The sequence below is a fragment of the Holophagales bacterium genome (genome assembly GCA_016719485.1).
In the GTDB taxonomy this organism is placed as follows: Bacteria; Acidobacteriota; Thermoanaerobaculia; order UBA5066; family UBA5066; genus UBA5066.
This window is the reverse complement of sequence record JADJZB010000006.1, coordinates 1-18974: the sequence shown is the minus strand read 5'-3', so window position 1 is coordinate 18974 and position 18974 is coordinate 1. Positions and strand designations below refer to the sequence as shown.

Annotated in this window: 17 protein-coding genes; 12 read left to right on the top strand and 5 right to left on the bottom strand. The window is 68.7% G+C overall.

The window, feature by feature from the left end:
• Nucleotides 1-29: 29 nt before the first annotated feature.
• Genes IPN03_05290 through IPN03_05280 form a run of 3 tightly spaced genes read right to left on the bottom strand, consistent with a single transcriptional unit; the run spans nucleotide 30 to nucleotide 6207 of the window.
• Entirely contained in the window at nucleotides 30-3329 is a 3300-nt protein-coding gene (locus IPN03_05290; GenBank protein ID MBK9373140.1) for an efflux RND transporter permease subunit, read from the bottom strand.
• Between the two features lie 50 nt (nucleotides 3330-3379).
• Nucleotides 3380-4864, bottom strand: a complete 1485-nt coding sequence (locus IPN03_05285) for an efflux RND transporter periplasmic adaptor subunit (protein MBK9373139.1) — start codon at nucleotides 4862-4864, stop codon at nucleotides 3380-3382.
• Nucleotides 4865-4872: 8 nt separating this feature from the next.
• Complete coding sequence (locus IPN03_05280) at nucleotides 4873-6207, bottom strand: TolC family protein (protein ID MBK9373138.1); 1335 nt, start codon at nucleotides 6205-6207, stop codon at nucleotides 4873-4875.
• Between the two features lie 651 nt (nucleotides 6208-6858).
• Here IPN03_05280 and IPN03_05275 point away from each other — a divergent pair.
• The 12 genes from IPN03_05275 to IPN03_05220 all read left to right on the top strand — a co-directional run bounded on the left by IPN03_05275 (nucleotide 6859) and on the right by IPN03_05220 (nucleotide 17871).
• Nucleotides 6859-7533: a response regulator transcription factor gene (locus IPN03_05275; protein ID MBK9373137.1), complete on the top strand. Its 675-nt coding sequence runs from the start codon at nucleotides 6859-6861 to the stop codon at nucleotides 7531-7533.
• Nucleotides 7530-8966 (top strand): HAMP domain-containing protein, encoded by a 1437-nt coding sequence (locus IPN03_05270; GenBank protein MBK9373136.1) that lies wholly within the window; start codon nucleotides 7530-7532, stop codon nucleotides 8964-8966. Before IPN03_05275 ends, IPN03_05270 begins: the two co-directional genes overlap by 4 nt.
• A 178-nt stretch (nucleotides 8967-9144) precedes the next feature.
• Entirely contained in the window at nucleotides 9145-9558 is a 414-nt protein-coding gene (locus IPN03_05265; protein ID MBK9373135.1) for a hypothetical protein, read from the top strand.
• A gap of 68 nt (nucleotides 9559-9626) precedes the next feature.
• Entirely contained in the window at nucleotides 9627-9857 is a 231-nt protein-coding gene (locus tag IPN03_05260) for a hypothetical protein (protein MBK9373134.1), read from the top strand.
• 7 nt (nucleotides 9858-9864) lie between these two features.
• Nucleotides 9865-10281 (top strand): hypothetical protein, encoded by a 417-nt coding sequence (locus tag IPN03_05255; GenBank protein MBK9373133.1) that lies wholly within the window; start codon nucleotides 9865-9867, stop codon nucleotides 10279-10281.
• Complete coding sequence (locus tag IPN03_05250; protein ID MBK9373132.1) at nucleotides 10278-12203, top strand: hypothetical protein; 1926 nt, start codon at nucleotides 10278-10280, stop codon at nucleotides 12201-12203. Before IPN03_05255 ends, IPN03_05250 begins: the two co-directional genes overlap by 4 nt.
• 73 nt (nucleotides 12204-12276) lie before the next feature.
• Nucleotides 12277-12567 (top strand): hypothetical protein, encoded by a 291-nt coding sequence (locus IPN03_05245; protein ID MBK9373131.1) that lies wholly within the window; start codon nucleotides 12277-12279, stop codon nucleotides 12565-12567.
• 769 nt (nucleotides 12568-13336) lie between these two features.
• Complete coding sequence (locus IPN03_05240) at nucleotides 13337-13657, top strand: hypothetical protein (protein ID MBK9373130.1); 321 nt, start codon at nucleotides 13337-13339, stop codon at nucleotides 13655-13657.
• A gap of 4 nt (nucleotides 13658-13661) precedes the next feature.
• Nucleotides 13662-14588: a hypothetical protein gene (locus IPN03_05235; protein ID MBK9373129.1), complete on the top strand. Its 927-nt coding sequence runs from the start codon at nucleotides 13662-13664 to the stop codon at nucleotides 14586-14588.
• 427 nt (nucleotides 14589-15015) lie between these two features.
• On the top strand, nucleotides 15016-16386 hold the full coding sequence (locus IPN03_05230; protein ID MBK9373128.1) for a VWA domain-containing protein: 1371 nt from the start codon (nucleotides 15016-15018) through the stop codon (nucleotides 16384-16386).
• 40 nt (nucleotides 16387-16426) lie between these two features.
• Nucleotides 16427-16903, top strand: coding sequence for a hypothetical protein (locus IPN03_05225; protein MBK9373127.1), 477 nt, complete (start codon nucleotides 16427-16429; stop codon nucleotides 16901-16903).
• On the top strand, nucleotides 16864-17871 hold the full coding sequence (locus IPN03_05220; GenBank protein MBK9373126.1) for a protein phosphatase 2C domain-containing protein: 1008 nt from the start codon (nucleotides 16864-16866) through the stop codon (nucleotides 17869-17871). The genes IPN03_05225 and IPN03_05220 overlap by 40 nt, the downstream gene beginning before the upstream one ends.
• 134 nt (nucleotides 17872-18005) lie before the next feature.
• Here IPN03_05220 and IPN03_05215 read toward each other — a convergent pair whose 3' ends face one another.
• Entirely contained in the window at nucleotides 18006-18275 is a 270-nt protein-coding gene (locus IPN03_05215) for a hypothetical protein (GenBank protein ID MBK9373125.1), read from the bottom strand.
• A 154-nt stretch (nucleotides 18276-18429) separates the two neighbouring features.
• Nucleotides 18430-18639, bottom strand: a complete 210-nt coding sequence (locus IPN03_05210; GenBank protein MBK9373124.1) for a hypothetical protein — start codon at nucleotides 18637-18639, stop codon at nucleotides 18430-18432.
• Nucleotides 18640-18974: the final 335 nt, after the last annotated feature.

Genomic DNA, 18974 nt, shown 5'->3' with positions numbered 1-18974 from the left:
AATCGGTTTGCCTGGTGGTGCGGTGGACGTCATGCCGGAATCAGCGACGGTTCCGGGGCAGGGACGGGAGCATCCGGGTCCGGCTTCGGCAAGCTTCGCTGCTTCCAGAGCATGTAGATCGCCGGATAGACGAGGAGCTCGAGCGCGAAGGACGTGACGAGGCCGCCGACCATAGGAGCGGCGATCCTCTTCATGACGTCGGAGCCCGCTCCGACGGACCACATGATCGGCATGAGGCCGAGCATCGCGGCGAAGACGGTCATCGCCTTCGGCCGGACCCGCTTGACGGCGCCGTGGATGATCGCCTCGATCAGCTCGACCTTGTTGCGGAGGAGGCCCTTCGCCTTCGCCTCGTCATACGAGAGATCGAGGAAGAGGAGCATGAAGACGCCCGTCTCGGCGTCGAGGCCCATGAGGGCGATGACGCCGACCCAGACCGCGATCGACATGTTGTAGCCGAGGATCCAGAGGAACCAGACGGCCCCGATGATCGAGAAGGGCACGGCGAGGAGGACGATGAAGGTCTTCATCGCCGACTTCGTGTTCATGTACATGAGGAGCCAGATGAGGACGAGCGTGATCGGGATGACGACCTTCAGCCGCTCCCGGACGCGGATCATGTTCTCGAACTGGCCGCTCCAGACGAGGGTATAGCCGGAGGGGAGCGTGACCCTCTCGGCGACGGCCTTCTTCGCCTCCTCGACGAACCCGCCGACGTCCTCCTTTCCGGTGTCGAAGTCGACGTAGACGTACCCCGAGAGGAGGCCGTTCTCGTTGCGGATCATCGAGGGTCCCTGGACGAGCCGGATGTCGGCGAGCTGTCCCATCGGGACCTGCGCCCCGGACATCGTCGGGACGAGCACCCGCTCGAGCTGCGTGAGGTCTTCACGGAGCTCGCGGGGGTAGCGGAGCGAGACGGAGTAGCGCTCGCGCCCCTTGATGAGGGTCGTGATCGGCTCGCCGCCGATCGCCGTCATGATGACCATGTTCGCGTCGTCCACGGTGAGACCGTAGCGGGCGAGCTGGTCGCGCTTGAGCTCGAAGTCGATGAAGTAGCCGCCCGCGACCCGTTCCGCGAAGGCCGAGCGGGTCGCGGGGACGGCCCTCACGGCCGTCTCGATCTCCTTGCCGATCCGCTCGATCTCGTTCAGGTCTGAGCCGAAGACCTTGATTCCGATCGGCGTCCGGATGCCGGTCGAGAGCATGTCGATGCGGGCCTTGATGGGCATCGTCCAGGCGTTCGTCGTTCCGGGGATCTTCAGCGCCCGGTCCATCTCGTCGACGAGCTCATCGTGCGAGATGCGGTCGCGCCAGACGTGGCGGAAGACCGACGCGAGCCACTCCGGCGACCAGGCAGAGTACCAGCGCTCGCGTGCCCGCCATTCGTTCTCGGGCTTGAGGATGACGGTCGTCTCCATCATCGAGAACGGAGCCGGGTCCGTCGAGCTGTCGGCGCGGCCCGCCTTGCCGAAGACCCGTTCGACCTCGGGGAACGACTTCAGGATCCGGTCCTGCACCTGCAGGAGCCGCTCGGCCTCCGTGACGGAGATGCCGGGCATGGTCGTCGGCATGTAGAGGATGCTCCCCTCGTAGAGGGGCGGCATGAACTCCGAGCCGAGCTTCAAGAAGACCGGCACGGTCGCGACCATCGCGAGGAGGGCGGCGGCGATCGTCGACTTCGGGTGCTTCAGGACGAACCGGCAGGGAGGCTCGTAGATCCTGTGGAGGAGCCTCGAGACCGGGTGCTTCTCCTCGGCGTAGTACTTCCCGACGATGACCTGGTTGACGACCCAGGCGAGCCACTTCGGCCGGAAGTGGAGGAAGTCCATCCGCGCGAAGAGCATCCGCAGCGCCGGGTCGAGCGTGATCGCGAGGAACGCTGCGATCGCCATGGCGAGGTTCTTCGAGTAGGCGAGCGGCCGGAAGAGGCGCCCCTCCTGGTCGACGAGCGTGAAGACGGGAAGGAAGGCGACGGCGATGACGAGGAGCGAGAAGAAGACGGACGGCCCGACCTCCATGAGCGCTTCGAGGCGCACCTTGTGGAAGTCGCCCGGCCGCCCTCCGTCGTTCCAGAGCTGGAGCTTCTTGTAGGCGTTCTCGACCTCGACGATCGCGCCGTCGACGAGGACGCCGATCGAGATCGCGATCCCGGCGAGGGACATGATGTTGATCGTCAGCCCGAGCTGCCCGAACGGGATGAACGCGAGGACGACCGAGATCGGAATCGTGAGGATGGGGACGATCGCGCTTGGGACATGCCAGAGAAAGATCAGGATGATGATCGAGACGACGATGATCTCCTCGATCAGCTTCCCCTTCAGCGTGTCGATGGAGCGCTCGATGAGGTCCGAGCGGTCGTAGGTGGTGACGACCTTCACGCCCTTCGGCAGCGAGGGCTCGATGTCCTTCAGCTTCTGCTTCACCCGCTCGATGACGTTGAGGGCGTTCTCGCCGCTTCGCATCACCACGATGCCGCCGACGACGTCGCCCTCGCCGTCGAGGTCCGCGACGCCCCGCCGGATCTCGGGGCCGAGCGAGACCCGGCCGACGTCGCCGACCGTGAGCGGGGTGCCCCTCTCGTTCGTCTTCAGGACGATCTGCTCGATGTCCTTGACCGACTTCAGGTAGCCGCGCCCGCGCACCATGTACTCCCGCCCCGAGAGCTCGATGAGACGGCCGCCGACCTCCTCGTTGCTCATCCGGATCGCCTCGGCGACGCGGGAGAGAGGCACGCCGTAGGCGGAGAGGACGTTCGGGTCGATCGTCACCTGGTACTGCCTCTGCCGCCCGCCGACCGTCGCGACCTCGGCCACGCCCGGCACCGACTGGACCGCGTACCTGAGGAACCAGTCCTGGTAAGTTCTCAGCTCGTCGGTGCTGTTCGTTCCCGACTCGTCGACGAGCGCGTACTGGAAGACCCACCCGACGCTCGTCGCGTCGGAGCCCATCTCGGTCTTGACCCCCTGGGGGAGGCTCCCCTGAATCTTCGAGAGGTACTCGAGGACGCGGGAGCGGGCCCAGTAGAGGTCGGTGCCGTCCTCGAAGATGACGTAGACGTAGGAGAAGCCGAAGTCGGAGGAGCCCCGGATCGTCTTGACCTTCGGCGCGCCCAGGAGGGCGGTGACGATCGGGTACGTGACCTGGTCCTCGATGATGTCGGGGCTTCGGTCCCACTTCGAGTAGATGATGACCTGCGTGTCGGACTGGTCCGGGATCGCGTCGAGGGGCGTCCGCTTCATGACCCAGACGGCGATCAGGATGGCGACGACGTAGAGGGAGAGGACGAGGTACTTGTTCTCGGCGGAGAAACGGATGATCCGCTTGATCACCCCTTCGCCTCCGCCCTCGCTGGGGCTCGCGTGGCTCATCGCGTCCTCCTTCAGTGGGCGTGGCCGGCAGGCGTCGCCGACGGCGAGGGCGGCTCGGGCGCCTTCGTCCTCTCGCCGGGCGCCTTCGTGGGCGAGGCTGTGGTCATCGCGGAAAGAGCAGCCTTCAGGCGCGACTCCGAGTCGACGAGGAAATTGGCGCCCCGCGCGACGGTCTCCCCTGCGGAGAGGCCTCCCGTCACCTCGTACTGGCCGCCGGCATGGTCACCAACGGAGATCTCACGCGGCGAGAGTCTTCCCTTCCCCTCTGCCACGAACACGACCTTTCGTGTGCCGCTGTCGATGACGACGTCGTCGGGAAGGACGAGCGCTTCCCTGGACTGCCCGTGAATCGTGACCTGGGCGTACATCTCGGGCTTCAGCTCCGCCTTGGGGTTCGCGAACTCGAGACGCACCTTCACGGTTCGTGTCATCTCGTCGACGGCCGGGTAGACGTAGGTGACGCGCCCCGTCCAGGACTTCCCGGGCCAGTACGAGAGCGTCATGGCCGCCGTCTGGCCGAGCGAGAGCCGCGGGAGTTCGTACTCGTAGACGTCCGCGATGACCCAGACAGCGGAGAGGTCGACGATGTCGAACAGCGAATCGGCCGGCATGACCTTCATCCCGTGATAGGCCATCCGGCCCGTGACGAATCCGGAGATCGGAGCGTAGATGTTCAGCGTCCTGGTCGGCTCGCCGCGCTTTTCGAGGGCGTCGATGTCCTGAGGGGTGATGTCCCACAGGAGAAGCCTCTGCCGGGCGGCGGCGACGAGGTCCTGCCCACCCTGCGAGACGGACGGAATCGCCGATCCCGAGGTGGACTTCGCCGCCCTGAGCGCCATCAGGTACTCCCGCTGCGTCGCGTACAGCTCCGGGCTGTAGACCTTCACCAGGACGTCGCCCTTCTTGACGTACTTTCCCGTGTAGTCCGCTTCGATCGCTTCGACGTAAGCCTCGTAGCGCGTGTGGACGTGGTGGACCCTGCGCTCGTCATAGGCGACGCGTCCGGTCGTCCGGATGGACGTTTCGAAGGAGGCCCTCTTCACCTCGATCGTCTTGAGACCCAGCAGCTGCTGCTTCTGGGCGTCGATCGTGACCGTGGCGAGACCCTCCGGCCCCTTCGCTCCCGCGTCGACTTCGTCCGAGTAGACCGCGACGAAGTCCATCCCCATAGAGTCCTTCTTCGGGGTGGGCGACGTCTCCTGCGGATTCATCGGGGACCGGTAGAAGAGGATCTTCCTTTCCCCGGACGGAGCGGCAGTTCCCGCCACCGCGGCCTGGTGGGCCTCTTCCTCGATGGGGACGAGCTTCATGCCGCAGATCGGGCAGTCGCCGGGACCGTCCTTGACGACGTCCGGGTGCATCGGGCAGTGAAACCGCTTGGCGGCAGCCGAGTGTTCACCACTCTTCTGGCATGCGGACGAGACCAGGACGACCCCGCCGGCAACGACAAACAGAGCGACGGTGAGGGTGATCGTGAGGACGCGCTTCTTCTTCATTTCTCTGCTCACATCTTCGGGCTGGCCGAGGCGGCCGCCGGGGCTGTCTTAGACGCCATGGGCGCCTGGCTGCTCCGCTCGGGAGAGAACTCCTCGAGGTCGGCCAGCGCGCGGATCAGGCTCGCCAGCCGTCCGAGGGCGGCTCGGCGATCGCCGAAGTACGTGCCGATCGCCTCGAGCACCGTCACGAAGGGGACGGTGCCGGTCCGGTAGCTGGCGAGGGCGGCATCGACGGAGAGCTGGTCCTGCACGAGGATTCCCTCGGCATCGAGCCGCGCTTCCTGGGCAAGCTGGTTGAGGCGGATGAGACGCTCCTCGGTCGCAGCCTGGACTCGGCGACGGAGGGACTCCTCGGTGGCGGCTGCCGCTGAGGCGAGGGTCTCGGCCTCCACGATGAGCGGCCGCTGCTTCTGGCCGGCCCAGAGAGGGATCGAGACGCCGAGGCCGGCGGACCACATGAGCGGGAGCCCTCCACGGTTCATGTATGCGGCCGAGGCGACGAAGTCGGGCATGAGGTTTCGGCGCGCGAGATCGACGGAGAGCTTGGATCGTTCCCTCACGAGTGCGATCTCCTTCAGCTCCGGGGTCTCGTCGACGGCCCGTGCGAGGGTCTCCGCGCTCGAGGGGATCGTCACGAGGCGTCCCGGTGTGAGGCGCTGCTCGGTAGGAATAGGCGCGTCAGGCGGCCGAAAGAGGAGCTGACGCAGCTCGCTCAGGGCCGTCAGCTCGGCTGCTTCCTCGCGGCGGCGCTCTTGAAGAAGCCGCGTCCGCTCGCTCTGCGCTCGGAGGACGTCCTGCTGGCTCGCGAGACCCGCCGCGTACCGACCTCGGGTTACTTCCTCGATGCCTTTCCACGTTTCGGCCTGCTCGTCCACGAGCCGCAAGGCTTCGCGTGCCTCGAGGAGGTCCGCGTAGGCGCGGCGGACCGAAGCCCCGATTGTGAGGACGACCCGCTGGGGCACTGTCCCCGCCCTCTCGGCGTCCTTCTGCGCGACCTCCCGGGCGAGACGGAGCTTCCCCGGGTACGGAATCGCCTGCTGCGCCATCAGCTGGAGACGCGTCATCTCCATCGTCCCGAGCGAGGGCGAAACTCCGTCGTTCTCGTAGCTCAGCGAGACCATCGGGTCCGGCAGAGCGCCGGCAGGGTCAATCCGCGCCTCCGCAGAGGCTGCCGTGGCCCGCGCCGACCGGATCTCGGGATTCGCCTCGAGCGCCTCCGCGACGAGACGCTCCACCTCGGCGCGATCCACCGGCGGCGGAGGCTCTACCCCCTGGGTTTTGAATGCAGCGACGGACAGGAGGGCGCAGAGCGCGACTCCCCGTCGGGACCATAGGATGGACATCTCTTCACCTCGTGCTCCGGTGGTCGGGCGCCGCCTGCGTCAGGCAGCGACGAAAAGGCCACGCCCCAGGATCAGATCCTGAGAATGCCGATCCGGAGGAAGAGCAGGCCGTCCCCGGGCCGGCGCCGCACCAGTGTCCGCAGGTTCTGGCGCGCCGAACCAAGGTCCAGGTCAACTTCCCGACCCGGCGACTCCGAGACCCCGGCCCGGGCCGTACCCTCGGGCGGCGGCCCTTCCGGGCCCCGGGGGTCCCGAGAAACGCTGCAGGGCCCCCCGGGCGGGCAGCAGCACCCCTCTGAGTCGTCCGACAGGGTGTCCCCCGGGGTTCCCGCCGGGCGAACCGCGCCACCGCAGCAATCCCCCGGGCTCCCCGATGCTCGCCCCCCAGCCAGCGGGCCGCGGTCGCCGCGCAGGTAGCCGGCGCGACGTTCGCGCCGAGCAGGAGCACGGAGAGAGCCAGAGCCGCCCCACGATAGAACCAGCGCCCCCGATTTCCGCCTCTGGCGGTCTCGGGAGGCATCTGCGTGCGGGCTGCGGGGTTCTGCTGGCGAAACACGATCAACTCGGCTCGCAGGGAACTTACCCCCCCAACATTAGAAACGGATTAGTGCCGCGGTATCGTGAGACCCTTCGATTCGGCCGGTGAAACGCATGAGAGTGCTCGTCGTTGAAGATGACCCGAAGCTTCTGGACAGCATCCGGCAGGGGCTGAAGGAACACGGATTCGCCGTGGATGTGGCACCGGATGGGCGCCTGGGGCTCGAGCTTGCGCTCGGAGTCGACTACGACGCTCTCATCCTGGATGTGATGCTCCCCGGCAAGAGCGGCCTCGACATCCTGCGCGAGCTGCGGACCCGCCACCGGGCGACGCCCGTCCTCATCCTCAGCGCCCGGTCCGCAGTCGAGGACCGGGTCCGGGGACTGGACCTCGGAGCGGACGACTACCTTCCGAAGCCCTTCAGCTTTCAGGAGCTCCTCGCGCGCCTCAGGGCGATCAGCCGGCGCCCTGCGGCCGAGCCCGTCACCACGCTCACCGCCGGGGACCTCGAGCTCGACACCGTGCACCGTTCGGTGCGTCGCGGGAACCGGCCGATCGAGCTCACCTCAAAGGAATTCGGCCTCCTCGAATACCTCATGAAGCGGAAGGGGGTCGTCCTGACACGCGCCATGATCCTGGATCACGTTTGGGACCTCGACTACGACGGCGGCTCGAACCTCGTCGAGGTCTACATCAATTACCTCCGAAAGAAGGTCGACCAGGGCGCCGATGTGAAGCTCATCCAGACGGTTCGCGGTTCGGGGTACGTCCTGAAGGAGCCCAAGTGAGAGCGCTGCCAAGGACGTTTCGCGGACGGCTGACCCTGGGGTACTCCCTCGTCCTCACGCTCATCCTGGCCGCTTTCGGCCTCAGTCTCTATTTCATCGTCCGCGACCAGCTCCTCCGCCACCACGATCGGGAGCTCACCGAGACGGCCGACGCGATCCAGGCCGTCATCGGGCAGCACGAGGACTGCGAACACCTGACTCCGGAGCAGGTCGCGCAGCTGAACCGATACTCGAAGCTCGCTCTGTTCCACTCCGTCGACGGCGACCCGGCGGTCTTCTACCGCTCGCCCGACCTCGAGTCGGTGCCGGCCGCCAAGGAGCTCGCAGCGCGGCCGCAATTCCTCGAAGAACGCTCGGCCTTCCGCACGTACGTCGAGAAGGGCGGCCTCCTTCGGGTCTACACGAGGCCCTACAAGTCCCATGCCGGACGCCAGGGCGTCATCCGAGTCATGGAGCGAACGGGAGACGTCGAGCTTCCTCTGTCGAACCTCCGCCTCGCACTGCTCCTCCTCGCGCCGATCGCGGTCGCAGGATCTGCCGCGGTCAGCTACTGGCTCGCCGGTCGCGCGCTCGCCCCCGTCGTCGAGGTCACGGAGCTGGCGAGAGAGATCGAGTCGACACAGCTCAGCCGCCGGCTCCCGACCCGTCCCGTCCCTGACGAGATCGGCCGGCTCATCGACACGTTCAACCAGATGATCAGTCGTCTCGAGAACTCGTTCGAGTCGATGAAGCGCTTCACCGCCGACGCCTCCCACGAGCTCCGAAGCCCGCTCGCGAACATGCAGAGCACTCTCGAAGTGGCTCTCGGTCAGCCACGGGAGGCGGACGAATACCGCTCCGCGATGGCGAGCCTCAACGAAGAGGTGGGCCGTCTTCGGCATATCGTGGCCGACCTCCTCCTCCTGGCGCGAGCCGACAGCGGCAAGGTTCCCTTCCAGCTCGAGCCGGTTCGTCTCGACATCCTCGCCGGCGAGGTGGTGGAGTCGTTCTCGGAGCGGGCCAACGCCCTCGGAGCCCACCTCGAAATGGCGCCAGCGCCCGCCGTCGTCATACCGGGCGATGAACGCTGGCTTCGCCAGCTCGTCCTCAACCTCGTCGACAACGCCGTCCGGTTCTCAATCGGGGCGGAAGCGCAGCACGCCGCCGCGGGCGGGGTCCGCGTCACAGTGTGGGTCGAGGGCCAGCTCGCGTTTCTCGCCGTCGACGACGACGGGCCCGGCATCCCTGAGTCCGATCTCGAACGCGTCTTCGAGAGGTTCTTCCGCAGCGACGCCGCCCGCACGCGGCTGGTGGACGGCGGCGCCGGCCTCGGCCTGGCCATCTGCGCGTGGATCGTGCGCGAGCACGGTGGGACCATTCGCGCCCTCCAACGGTCCGAAGGCGGCACCCGCATGATTCTGGCGGTGCCAAGGTCCTCAAGTCAGCCGCAGTAGAGAAGCGCCGTTCCTCTAAGGCGGCTCTAATCTCGCCCGCGCATATTCCCTCCGAAGACACCGGGCCTGACGGGCGCCGGTCGCCTTGGATCGTCCGGCGACTCGCAACCCGCCCTCTGGTGCTCACCCATCCTCGGACGCTCGGGGTCCGGGGACATTCGCGCGGAGGTACTCGCACATGACACTCATGAACGGACACGACGCTGCCCGGCTCGGTCGCGCAGCTGTTTTCGCCCTCTGCGTTGCGCTCTCCGCGTCCGGCGCCTTCGCCTTGCCACAGTCAGTCGCGCCCCAGTCTGAGAGCGCGCAGGCGCCCAAGGTTGCCGTCACGGCGGAAGACCACCTCGCGAAAGCCGCCGAGTACCGGAAGAAGGCAGCGGCCTACCGCGAGGAGGCCGCCATGCACAGAAAGATGTACGCCGACTACAAGATGACCGTCGCCACCCACCCGAAGGCGCCTGAGAATCCGTGGCTCCGCAAAATGCGTGACCACTGCGACCGCTACATCAAGGACGCCGAGGCCTTGGCCGTGGACGCGGAGAAGTTCGCCGAGTACCACGGCTTCCGCGCCGCTGAGCTCCAGGGGAAATGAGCAGTTCGACGCTGTCCCGGCAACCACGGTCGTGAACCCTACCGTCCTCCTATCGAAAGGAGGACGCCATGCACACCCTCACCGTCTCGATCCAGGGCGCCGCGAACGACTCGACGAGCGTCGAGCTCCCGGACGACCAGGCGTTGCCCGTCTACGTGAAGCTGAAGGAGGTCCTCGCCGGGACCCGGGCGGCCCGGCGGGCGACCCGGAAGGACTCCGGCTCCGCCGCGGTTGACGGCCAGGCGGGCGACGCCGGAAGGAACGGAACCGGCGACAGTTCGACCGATCTCGACCGCTGAGGAATCGGTGATCTCGTTCCTCATCGCTTCGGCCTGCGTCGTCTTCGTCCTGTCGCTGCCGATCTCGGCGACGAAGGCCGGGCAGACGCTTCGGAGGTGGGCCGGAGTGCTCTTCCTCCTGGCGCTGGCGCCGGCGCTCTTCGTGGGGCTGATCGGCGCCATGGGCGGCTCGAGCGGCACGCCCCACGCCGGAACCGGCGCTGGCAGCGGCGTCGACGCGCTCGGGACGCTCCTCGGGTTCCTGATCCTCTCTCCCCTCGCCTACGGAATCCTCCAGCTCCGCAAGCGCTTCAACCCGAAGAGCCGCGACCCGTGGGCCGACTACGTCGACCGGAAGGCGGCCGGGAAGAAGGTCGTGGACCCGAAAGCCGCCAAGCCCGTCCTGCCCGGCGGGACCTTCGGTCCGTTCGGAGGCTCTCCGTGAGCTTCCTCGACTTCGTCGGGTCGATCCTCCATCGGGAGCGGAAGCGCGCCTACGAAATGGCCGTCGCCGCCGAGCTGCCGAAGCTCGCGCCGCCGAAGCCCTCGTCCGAAGTGATGGAAGAGGTCCGCGGCCGGCTCGCCGGGCCTGGCGCACTCACCTTCGGAAGGCTGCCGTCCGGCCAGATCGTCCGTGTGAAGGGCGACACGTCGATGAAGAGCGCCCTCGTGATCGGGGCGCCCGGGTCGGGCAAGACCCGGTTCCTCCTTGGGCTCCTGATCGAGCTGATCGCCCGGGCCCTCCGCGACGAGGTGGAGATCGAGCTCGTCGATCCGAAGACGGAGACGTACAGCCTCACTTGCCAGATCCTCGCCGCCCTCTACCTCGGCGGCGACTTCGCTCTCAGGGAGGCGATACGGCGGCGCGTCCGGGTCATCGACTGGTCACGCGAAGCCGTCTCCCCCGTCACGCCCTTCGACAATACAGACGGCATCGTCTCGAACGCCTACCTCGCCCACCTCCGGACCGACGCCACGGTCCAGGCCAGCCCGCAGACCTACACGGAGTCGCTGAAGCAGGCCCTGTTCATGCTCTCGTGGCTCCTCACGGAGAAGGGCTTCCCGCCGAACCTCCGGTTCGTCTCGAAGCTCTACTCCGATCCGGCGTTCCGGGCGAAGGTCATCGCCGACGTCGCCGAGCCCGACCTCCGCAACTACTTCGCCGAGCTCGAGCGCCACATGGCGCGGCCCACGGCCGACGCACTCCTCCGGCGGTTCCAGCACGACCTGTCGTTCCCCGAGGTCCGGCTCTCGATCGGCATCCCGCCCGCGTCGCTCCGGAACATCCTCCCGGCCGGCTCCCCGCGCATCACCCTCGGAAACTACGGCTCAGGGATGGCGCTCCCCGCCTCCGTCGGGAAAGAACGCGCCGCCCACCGGGTGACCGACGTCCTCCTCCGCGCGCCGCGCCGGAACCCGAAGCGCCCGGGCCTCCTCTTCCTCGAGGAAGCGCCGACGCTCCTGGCCGGCGGGAGCGAGCTCGTCGAGCCCCTGACGACGGCGGCCCGGACGCTCCGCTCGGTCGGCTTCGGCGTCGTCTTCTGCGGCCAGGACGTAGCGAACGCCCTGCCCGGCCCCATGGTCCGGACGCTCCAGCTCAACACGTGGTGGTGGGCGATTTTCCCGCTCCCACGAGGAAGCGGACTGGATCTATCCCCACCTCCTCGTCGACGAGGTCGGCGCCGCGCTCTCAGAGGGAGACAGGCAGAAGGAGTTCCGTCGCCTCATGGTCGGCCTCCCGTCCCGGAAGTACTTCCTCCACGTGAAGGGCGAGCCGGCCCTGCCGATGCGCGCCCCGACGGTGAACGACCCCTCGGACATGGCGAAGCGATCCGAGGCCGAGCTCCTCGAGGTCTTCCGCCGCGAGATCGCCTCCGTCTCGATGGTCCCGGCCAAGACGGCGGCCGACCTCATCGCCCGCTTCGAGGCCGACGTCGTCGACCGCGCCACCATCCCGCCGGCTCCACCGAAGAAGGCTGCCCCCAAGGGTGCGGCGCCCGTCCGCGGAATCGCGGACCTCCTTCGGATGATGGGTGGCTCACCGGGGACGGGGGCATAGACGTGGGCCCGACGTTCCGCACGGCGTTTCGGCTGTCGGCGCTGGCGACGCTCTACCTCTTCGCCGCGCCGGTCTACCTGATCCGCGCGATTGGCGAGTGGCGCAGGATCGCCCGCGGCCTCGCCATCGTCCGGCGCGGGACGATCGCCTGTCCCCACTGCTCCTTCGTCAATCCGATCAACGTGCTCTCGACCTGCCACCGCTGCGGCGTCACGGAGTTCGGGAGCCGCCTCTACTGCTCGAACTGCCGGCAGGTGACGCGCTGGTTCGACTGCGCGCGCTGCCACGCCACCGTGAAGGTCTTCTGATCGTGACGACCTCGTCATTCACTCGTGCCAGGAAGGAAGGTGCCGCCCGCTACTCCACCTACACCTCACCCCTATGCCCCAGAACCACTTCGGGATCGTCGTCCCCGCCGTCCAACCGCCTACAGGCGTCCTCGATCTTCACGACGCCGACTGGGAGAACCTCCGCTCCATCGTGCGCGAACACCTCGACGGGCGAATCGAAATCACGACGCACACCGGTCTCCGCGTCCTCCTCTTCGGGAGCGTCGTCGAGATCCCGGTCTACCTCGTGCGCGTCTGGTCCGAGCACCCGATCGAGGACATCGCCACTGTCGTTCAGCCGGAGCTCGTCCGCATCGCGAACACCCACACCGAGAACGTCTGACGGCACCAACCGGACGGCCCCTTCCCCCTGGACGTCGCCACCGGCCCCGCCGGGACGGGACGCTGCACGAAAGACCTGCCGGGCCCCACACGCGAACGGCGACGTGGCCCCCGCAGCACCTCCGGAGTGCGGCCTCGTCCCGGCGGGGCACGGAGTGACCGTCGCCCCTTCAGAATTCGATCTTGGGCGGACGCCCGAGCCATGTGCGCTGCTGATCCCGGTACCACTTCCAAACCGTCACCCCTATGGACCAGACCCCCTCGATCGCACCGGTTATGTCGACGAAGCGTCGGCGCCGCCGATCCGTGTGGCTTCGGCTCACGCTCCGCGTTCTGCGCGTGCTCTCGGTCGCGCTGTTCGTGTTTCTCAGGTTCGCGGAGCGAGCGGTCCGCGAGCCACTCACCTGGTTACTCGTCGGCGCCGCGTTCTTCGCGCGGAGTGCCTACGTGCACTGGCCGCACTGACTGCCAGACCGGACACCGACACCGACCCACTCCCCGGGACCGGCGCGCACCCCGGCTCTCCTGTCGTCTCGCTCAGGTTGCTCTCGACCCCGCCAGCCCTCTGGCCTGCAGGAACGCCCCCGACCGCCGCCGTTCGTCTCGAGCGAGAGACGTCCGTCCCGGACGGGATCGGCAGGATGGCAGTCCACGGCTGGCGGGGCACGAGGCATCTCACTTCCACCGAAACACCTCTCTCCCGGAAGGAAGCCCTCGGCCCGAACACGCGACTCTCGCTGGCTGCCTGGTATCCCCTTCCTCACACCTCAATGCGCGACACGACCCGACTCGAGCTCCTCGTTCCGCTCGCGGACAACGACACCGCCCCGTTCTCCGACGCGGCCTTCGCCGCCTTCGAGGACTTCCTCGTCCAGCTTGCCGGCGGCTTCACCCGCCGCGGCGACGTCGAGGGAGCCTGGAGGGCGCCCGACGGTCGCGTGATGCGAGACCGGTCACGGTCGTACGCTGTGACCGTCCCCGAGCACCTCACGGATCGCGTGGCGTCGTCTATCGATCACTACGTGCGTCGCCAGTTCAGGCAGCAGGCGACGTTCGTCGAGACTCTCCCGGCGCGAGCCGTCGCGTTCTAGGACCATGGTGCTCTCCGACCGGGCGGGCGCCGACCCGGGGCCGACCCCGCACGAACCGCCGGACCGAGGAGACAGCGCTCGAAGCGACCTCGTCATCCTCTCCGGAGCAACGGGAAGTTCGGGGCGGCCCCGGTCCGCGGCGATCGGGCCGCTCGACCCGCGACGGCCCCCCGAGACGCTCACCGATCGCGACGTCTCCGCGCTCGCGTTCATCGGCCGGTCGCAAGAGGCTGCGCAGTACCAGCTCCACGAAGCGGTCTTTCCCGGACTCGGCGAGGCTGTCGTCTCGCGTCGAATTCGGAAGCTTGCTGCGCGGGGCCTCCTCGCCATCGAGCGGTGGAACAAGGTCGGCATCAACCGCCTGCGTCTCCGGCCGGCCGGCCGCGATGCCGTCGTCGAGAGAAACGGCGCCCGCGACGACGAGCTCTTCCTCCTTCGTGCCCCGCTCGCCCAGTCGGCTGTCGCCCATCACCTCTGGGTCGTCGACTGCCGCCTCATCATCGAGAGGCTCCCGGCCCCTCCGACCTCGGCACAGCCGTCCTGGGTCCTCGAGCGCCGGTGGAACCCGCGGCCAGCCGCGATTCCGGACGTCCTGGCCATCTGGCGGCCCACGCGTGAGAGCCCCGGGCATTTCCTGGCCCTCGAAATCGACATCGGGACGGAGGCGATCCGGCGGACGTTCGTCCCGAGGCTCGTCGCCCTCGCTGAGACGCTCGTCCCCTTCGCCGGAACGTCTCCGGCCTTCATCTCCGTGCTGACCCGGGGCTCCAGGCGTGTGGCGGCCATCCAGCAGGCTGTGGCCTCCGCCTCGATCGCCCTTCCGGTCGTCGTCGACTCCCTGCCCCCAGCGGCCGGCCGGCCGGCATTCGCCGCCCTCCGGACCCTGCTCACGGTGGGTGCAAAGTCGCCTTCGCACCCCGGTCCGGCGTAAGCCCGCACGCCACAGACATTTCGCACCCTTCGGCTTCGCGGCGCTTAGGGGCGCGAGCGAATGAGTGAGCGGCGAAAGGGCGCTGGGCGCTGCAGTTGCTCTTCAGCACGCCGAAGTGAGTCAGTTCGACGGAGTGCAGGGCAGGAGAGTCCCTTCGGGTGAAGGTCGCAGGCGCACCGGACCACACCGAAAGGAGATCCACATGACCACCTTTGCTCCCTCGAAGAAACCCACTGACGCTCTGCCCGTCGTGCCAGTCCATTTTCACGGGGACGCTCCCGCCGACTTGCCCCACGTGCGGGGCCGCGCTCGGGACGTCGATCGGCGCCAACCGGAAACAGGGGTCCCTCCTCGTCCCGAAGATGTCGTCCATTCGCCCAGCCGCCCGCCGGTCCTCCACACTGCCGGCGGGACGCGCGAGCAGGCGATGGCCGACATCCGCGGCATCACCTTCGGCGGCGGCGGCGACGCACCCGAGACTCACCTCGACGGCATCCGCAACTTCCTCGAGACGGTTCCCTGGCCCATGGACAAGAGCCGGACGCGCGGCGCCTTCGTCGCCTTCCTCACAGACGACACGAAGCCCGACCGGACCGGGGCGACCGCGACGCAGATCGGGAAGGCGATCCGCGACAAGGACCTGCTCTTCTACGCCGTCTGCCAGAAGACGAAGGGAGCTCGAGGCCCTCGTGAGCGCGGCAGGTGGACTCCTGATGCCGATCTCGAACACGCCGGATCGCACCGAACTGCGGAATGCGGCCGCCCAGGTGAGCGCATCGCTCATCGCGACCTTCGGCGCTGGGGGCACGCTCCCGATGACGATGCCGGGAGGTGCGCGGTGAAGAGCGTCATCCCCACCCTCCAGCGCGTCGGCACCTTCTCGACCGGACTCGCCCGGCCCTTGACCGCGTGCCGCAGGCAGCAGCTCGCAATCCTCGTCCGGGACGCGTCGTCGTCGATGTCCGGCGAGAAGGCGCGGGAGGCGGACGCCGCTTCCCGCACGCTCGCCGCCGAGCTCGCCGCTCCCGCCAGCGGCGGTGCTTTCACCATCGCGGTGATCGACTTCTCGACGTCCGTCTCGAATGTCCAGCCGCCAGAAGCCGCCGACACCCTCGTCGGGCACCTCGCGCCGCTTACCGCCTCCGGCTCGACGAACGTCGCGGATGCCCTCTCCGAGGCGGAGCGAATCGCCCGCGGCGCTCCGGCGGACCTCGCCGCGTCGCGCCCGGTCGTCCTCCTCTTCTCCGACGGCCGGCCCAACTGCGGCGGCGACGCCCGGACGGTCGCGGCCAGCTTGAAGGCGGTTGCGGACGTGGTGACGGTCGCCTTCGGCTCCGACGCCGACGAAGCGTTCCTCCGCGAGATCGCTTCCTCGCCGGCGCACGCCTACCGGTGCCGCGACGGCCGGGAACTCCGGAAGTTCTTCGCAGCCGTCGGGGCCACGCTCACCCGCTCCATCGCCGCCGGTGTCCCGGCCGCCGGCCCCTCGCGTCGATCACCCGGTGAGGGCTGCCGTGAGCCGCGCCGTCCCCCCTCCGGAGCATCTGGACTACCTCCAGCAGATCGGTGTCGACGGTCATTCGCCGAGCCTGTCGGTCGCCGTTCCGCGTGCTCCCGCGGCGCCGGCTCCGGCTCCGGCACCCGTCTCGCCTCTTCCTACCTCCCCGTCGCCCGCCCGCTCGCCCGTCGCCGTCTCGGTCGGCCGGCACCCTGCCCGCCGGCCGGCCGAGAGGAAACCCACCCGCCCCCACCCGGTTCCCTCGCCTCGGCGCCTCCCCACGCCGCGTCACCTCCCTAAGTGGTGGCCGATCGTCGAGTGGGCCGTCGCGCTCTTCGCCGTGGCGGCCGCCGTCGTCCTCCTCGTGATGCTGCTCATGGCGAGCGGAGTGCTCGCCCAGGAGCTTCCGGCCCCGACCCCCGTGGCCACTTCCGCCTCTCCGTCTCCCGAGGAGCTGCCCGCCGTGCAGAAGCGCCCGAGCTCGAAGTCATCGAAGCCGAAGGCCCCGTCCCCGAAACCACAGGACAGCGAGCGCGCCACCCTCCCGGTGCAGGCGTCGGCGGAGCCGAACGTGAAGGTCGAGGCGGTCGCCCACGCGGAGAGCACCTCGCCAGAGCCCGATACATCTGAAGCGCGCACACCGGTCCTCCTGCCGACGCCGAACTCCGGGGCGCCCGCCGGTCGACCCGCCGCGGGGAGCGTGCCGCAGCAGAAATCCTCTTCCGGAATCGAGACCGTCGTCGGCATGGCGTTTCTCTCGGGGCTCGGTTACCTCGCATGGGACCGCCGGAAGCTCGGCTCCGGCTTGGACGCATAGAGGCGGCCCTCGGCTCGAGGCCCAGATCACTTCGCCCTCGATCGCGCGGTGGAGAGCGAGGTGCCGACCACCCGCTCCCCGGAACCTCCGGCCCTCTTGAACGCCGAGAGCCCCGAGGCCGCCCCTGGCGCCCTCATAGCCGAAGCCAAGCGCCGCGGTGTAGCGACGCTGCCGAGGGCCGCCACGCGCAGCTGGGGCGCCGGCGTCGCTTCAATCACCGGAAACGTCCGAAGGAGAACCAGGATGCCGCGATCGCCTTCGAGGTCAACTCGACGGCGGTGCTCGCCGTCGCGGACGGCCCCGGTGGGCCTCCCGCACGGGAAGGGAGGCCGCCCGGCTCATGCGGTGGGAGCCGCCGCTCTTCGGCCGCCGAGGCGCTCGGAACGTCGCCAGCGGTTCCCGCCCACCCGGGCTCGTGGCCGGGCAAGCTCCTCGACAGCGCGGCGGCCTTCTGCCGGCAGGCCCGGCAGCAGGGCGGCCGGACCCCGGACGGCTTTCGCTCGACTCTGATCGTCGTTGTCGGCACTCCTTCAACGTACGGCTACTGCTACCTCGGTGACGGCGGAGGCGTCGTCGTCTGGGCAGGGGACGATCGATACGTTCCTCGTCCCGCAGAAGGCCGACGGCATCGCCAACATCGTCGCCGGGAGCCTCGGTCCCGTCCTTCAGGGAACGCCCGTCGTCGGCAAGCTCCCCGCCGCGCTGGTGACAACTCTCCTCGTCGGCACGGACGGTGTCTTCGACCGGGTTCCGGAAGGCTTCGCCGCTTCGTCGTTCGGCTCCTCGGCTCCCACGACGGCGACGCCCAGGCCGTGGCCTCCTCGTCGTCTCCGACTTCGCCTCCGCCAGGGACGGCTCCTGGTACGTCTGCGACGACAACCTCAGCTTCGCGATCCTCTGCACGCCCGCCCCTCCGGGCGACAGCCCCCGCCGTCACCGTCCAGCGGCCGGCGCTGGCCGGGAGGTGATCCGTGCTCGCCGCCAGAACCGTCATCACAGTGCGCCTCCGGGGAGTCGGTGACCATCGAGAAAGCCTTGGCGCCGGGCGGCCAGGGCTGCGCCTATCTCGTCAAACGGTCGCGGACCGGCACACCCGGCGTCCTCAAGCTCTTCCACGACCGCTTTCGACCGCGCCGAGACGCAACGGCGCCTCGAGTACCTCATCGCCCAGCGCCTCGATAGGCTCTGCCCGGTCCTGATCGGCCCCCGCGACCTCGTCGTCGGCCCGTCGGGCGTCGGCTACGTCGCCGCGAGCTCTTCCCGAGAACCGCTCGAAGAGGTCCTCCCCACCAGGCCTCACCATCTTCCACACCCTCGCTTGCGGTCGCCCTGGCCCACGCGGTCGACGCTCCACAGCCGGCATCGTCGGCATGGCAACCTCCACGCCTCGAACGTTCTCGTCGCGGTGGCGGGCGACACGCTCCAGCCCGGGATCATCGACTTCGACAACTTCGCCGGGCCCCGCGTCTCTCCCCGCCCATGGTCGGCTGAGATCCTCTCACATCGCCCCGGAGCTCCGGGCGGCCCTACGCGACGGCCACCCGGCCATTCCCGACCTGCGCTCCGACCGGTTCGCCTTCGGCGTCACCATGCACGAGGTCGTTCTCCTCCTGCACCTGACCGGCGGCGACGCGACGCCCGAGATGTTCGAGCAGGCCATGATGGGCGGCTTTGTCCACGACCCGGCCCGCGAACCGGCCGAAGAGCGCCGGAGGCGTGCCCCGCGAGGCGATCAACGCCGACCTCCAGCGGCTCTTCCGCCTCTCGCTTCAGTCCGGACCCCGACGAGCGTCCGTCGACCAGCGCCGAGGGTCGGCACTCTGGCGGCGCTGAAGGCACTCCACATCTGCGACAACTGCTCCATGCCCTTCCTCGTCGACCCGTCCAAGATCGCCTGTCCGGCATGCGGCGGCGGATTCCCTGACTGGCTCCTCCGCCTCCCGTGACGGCCGGGTCATCCCGATCGACGAGGCCTCAGTTCGCGTCGGGCGGGCGCACCTCGGCGGCAGCAGCGTCAGTGGCACATGCCGTCTTCCGGAAGATCGACCAGATTCTCCTGGAGTCCTGCGGG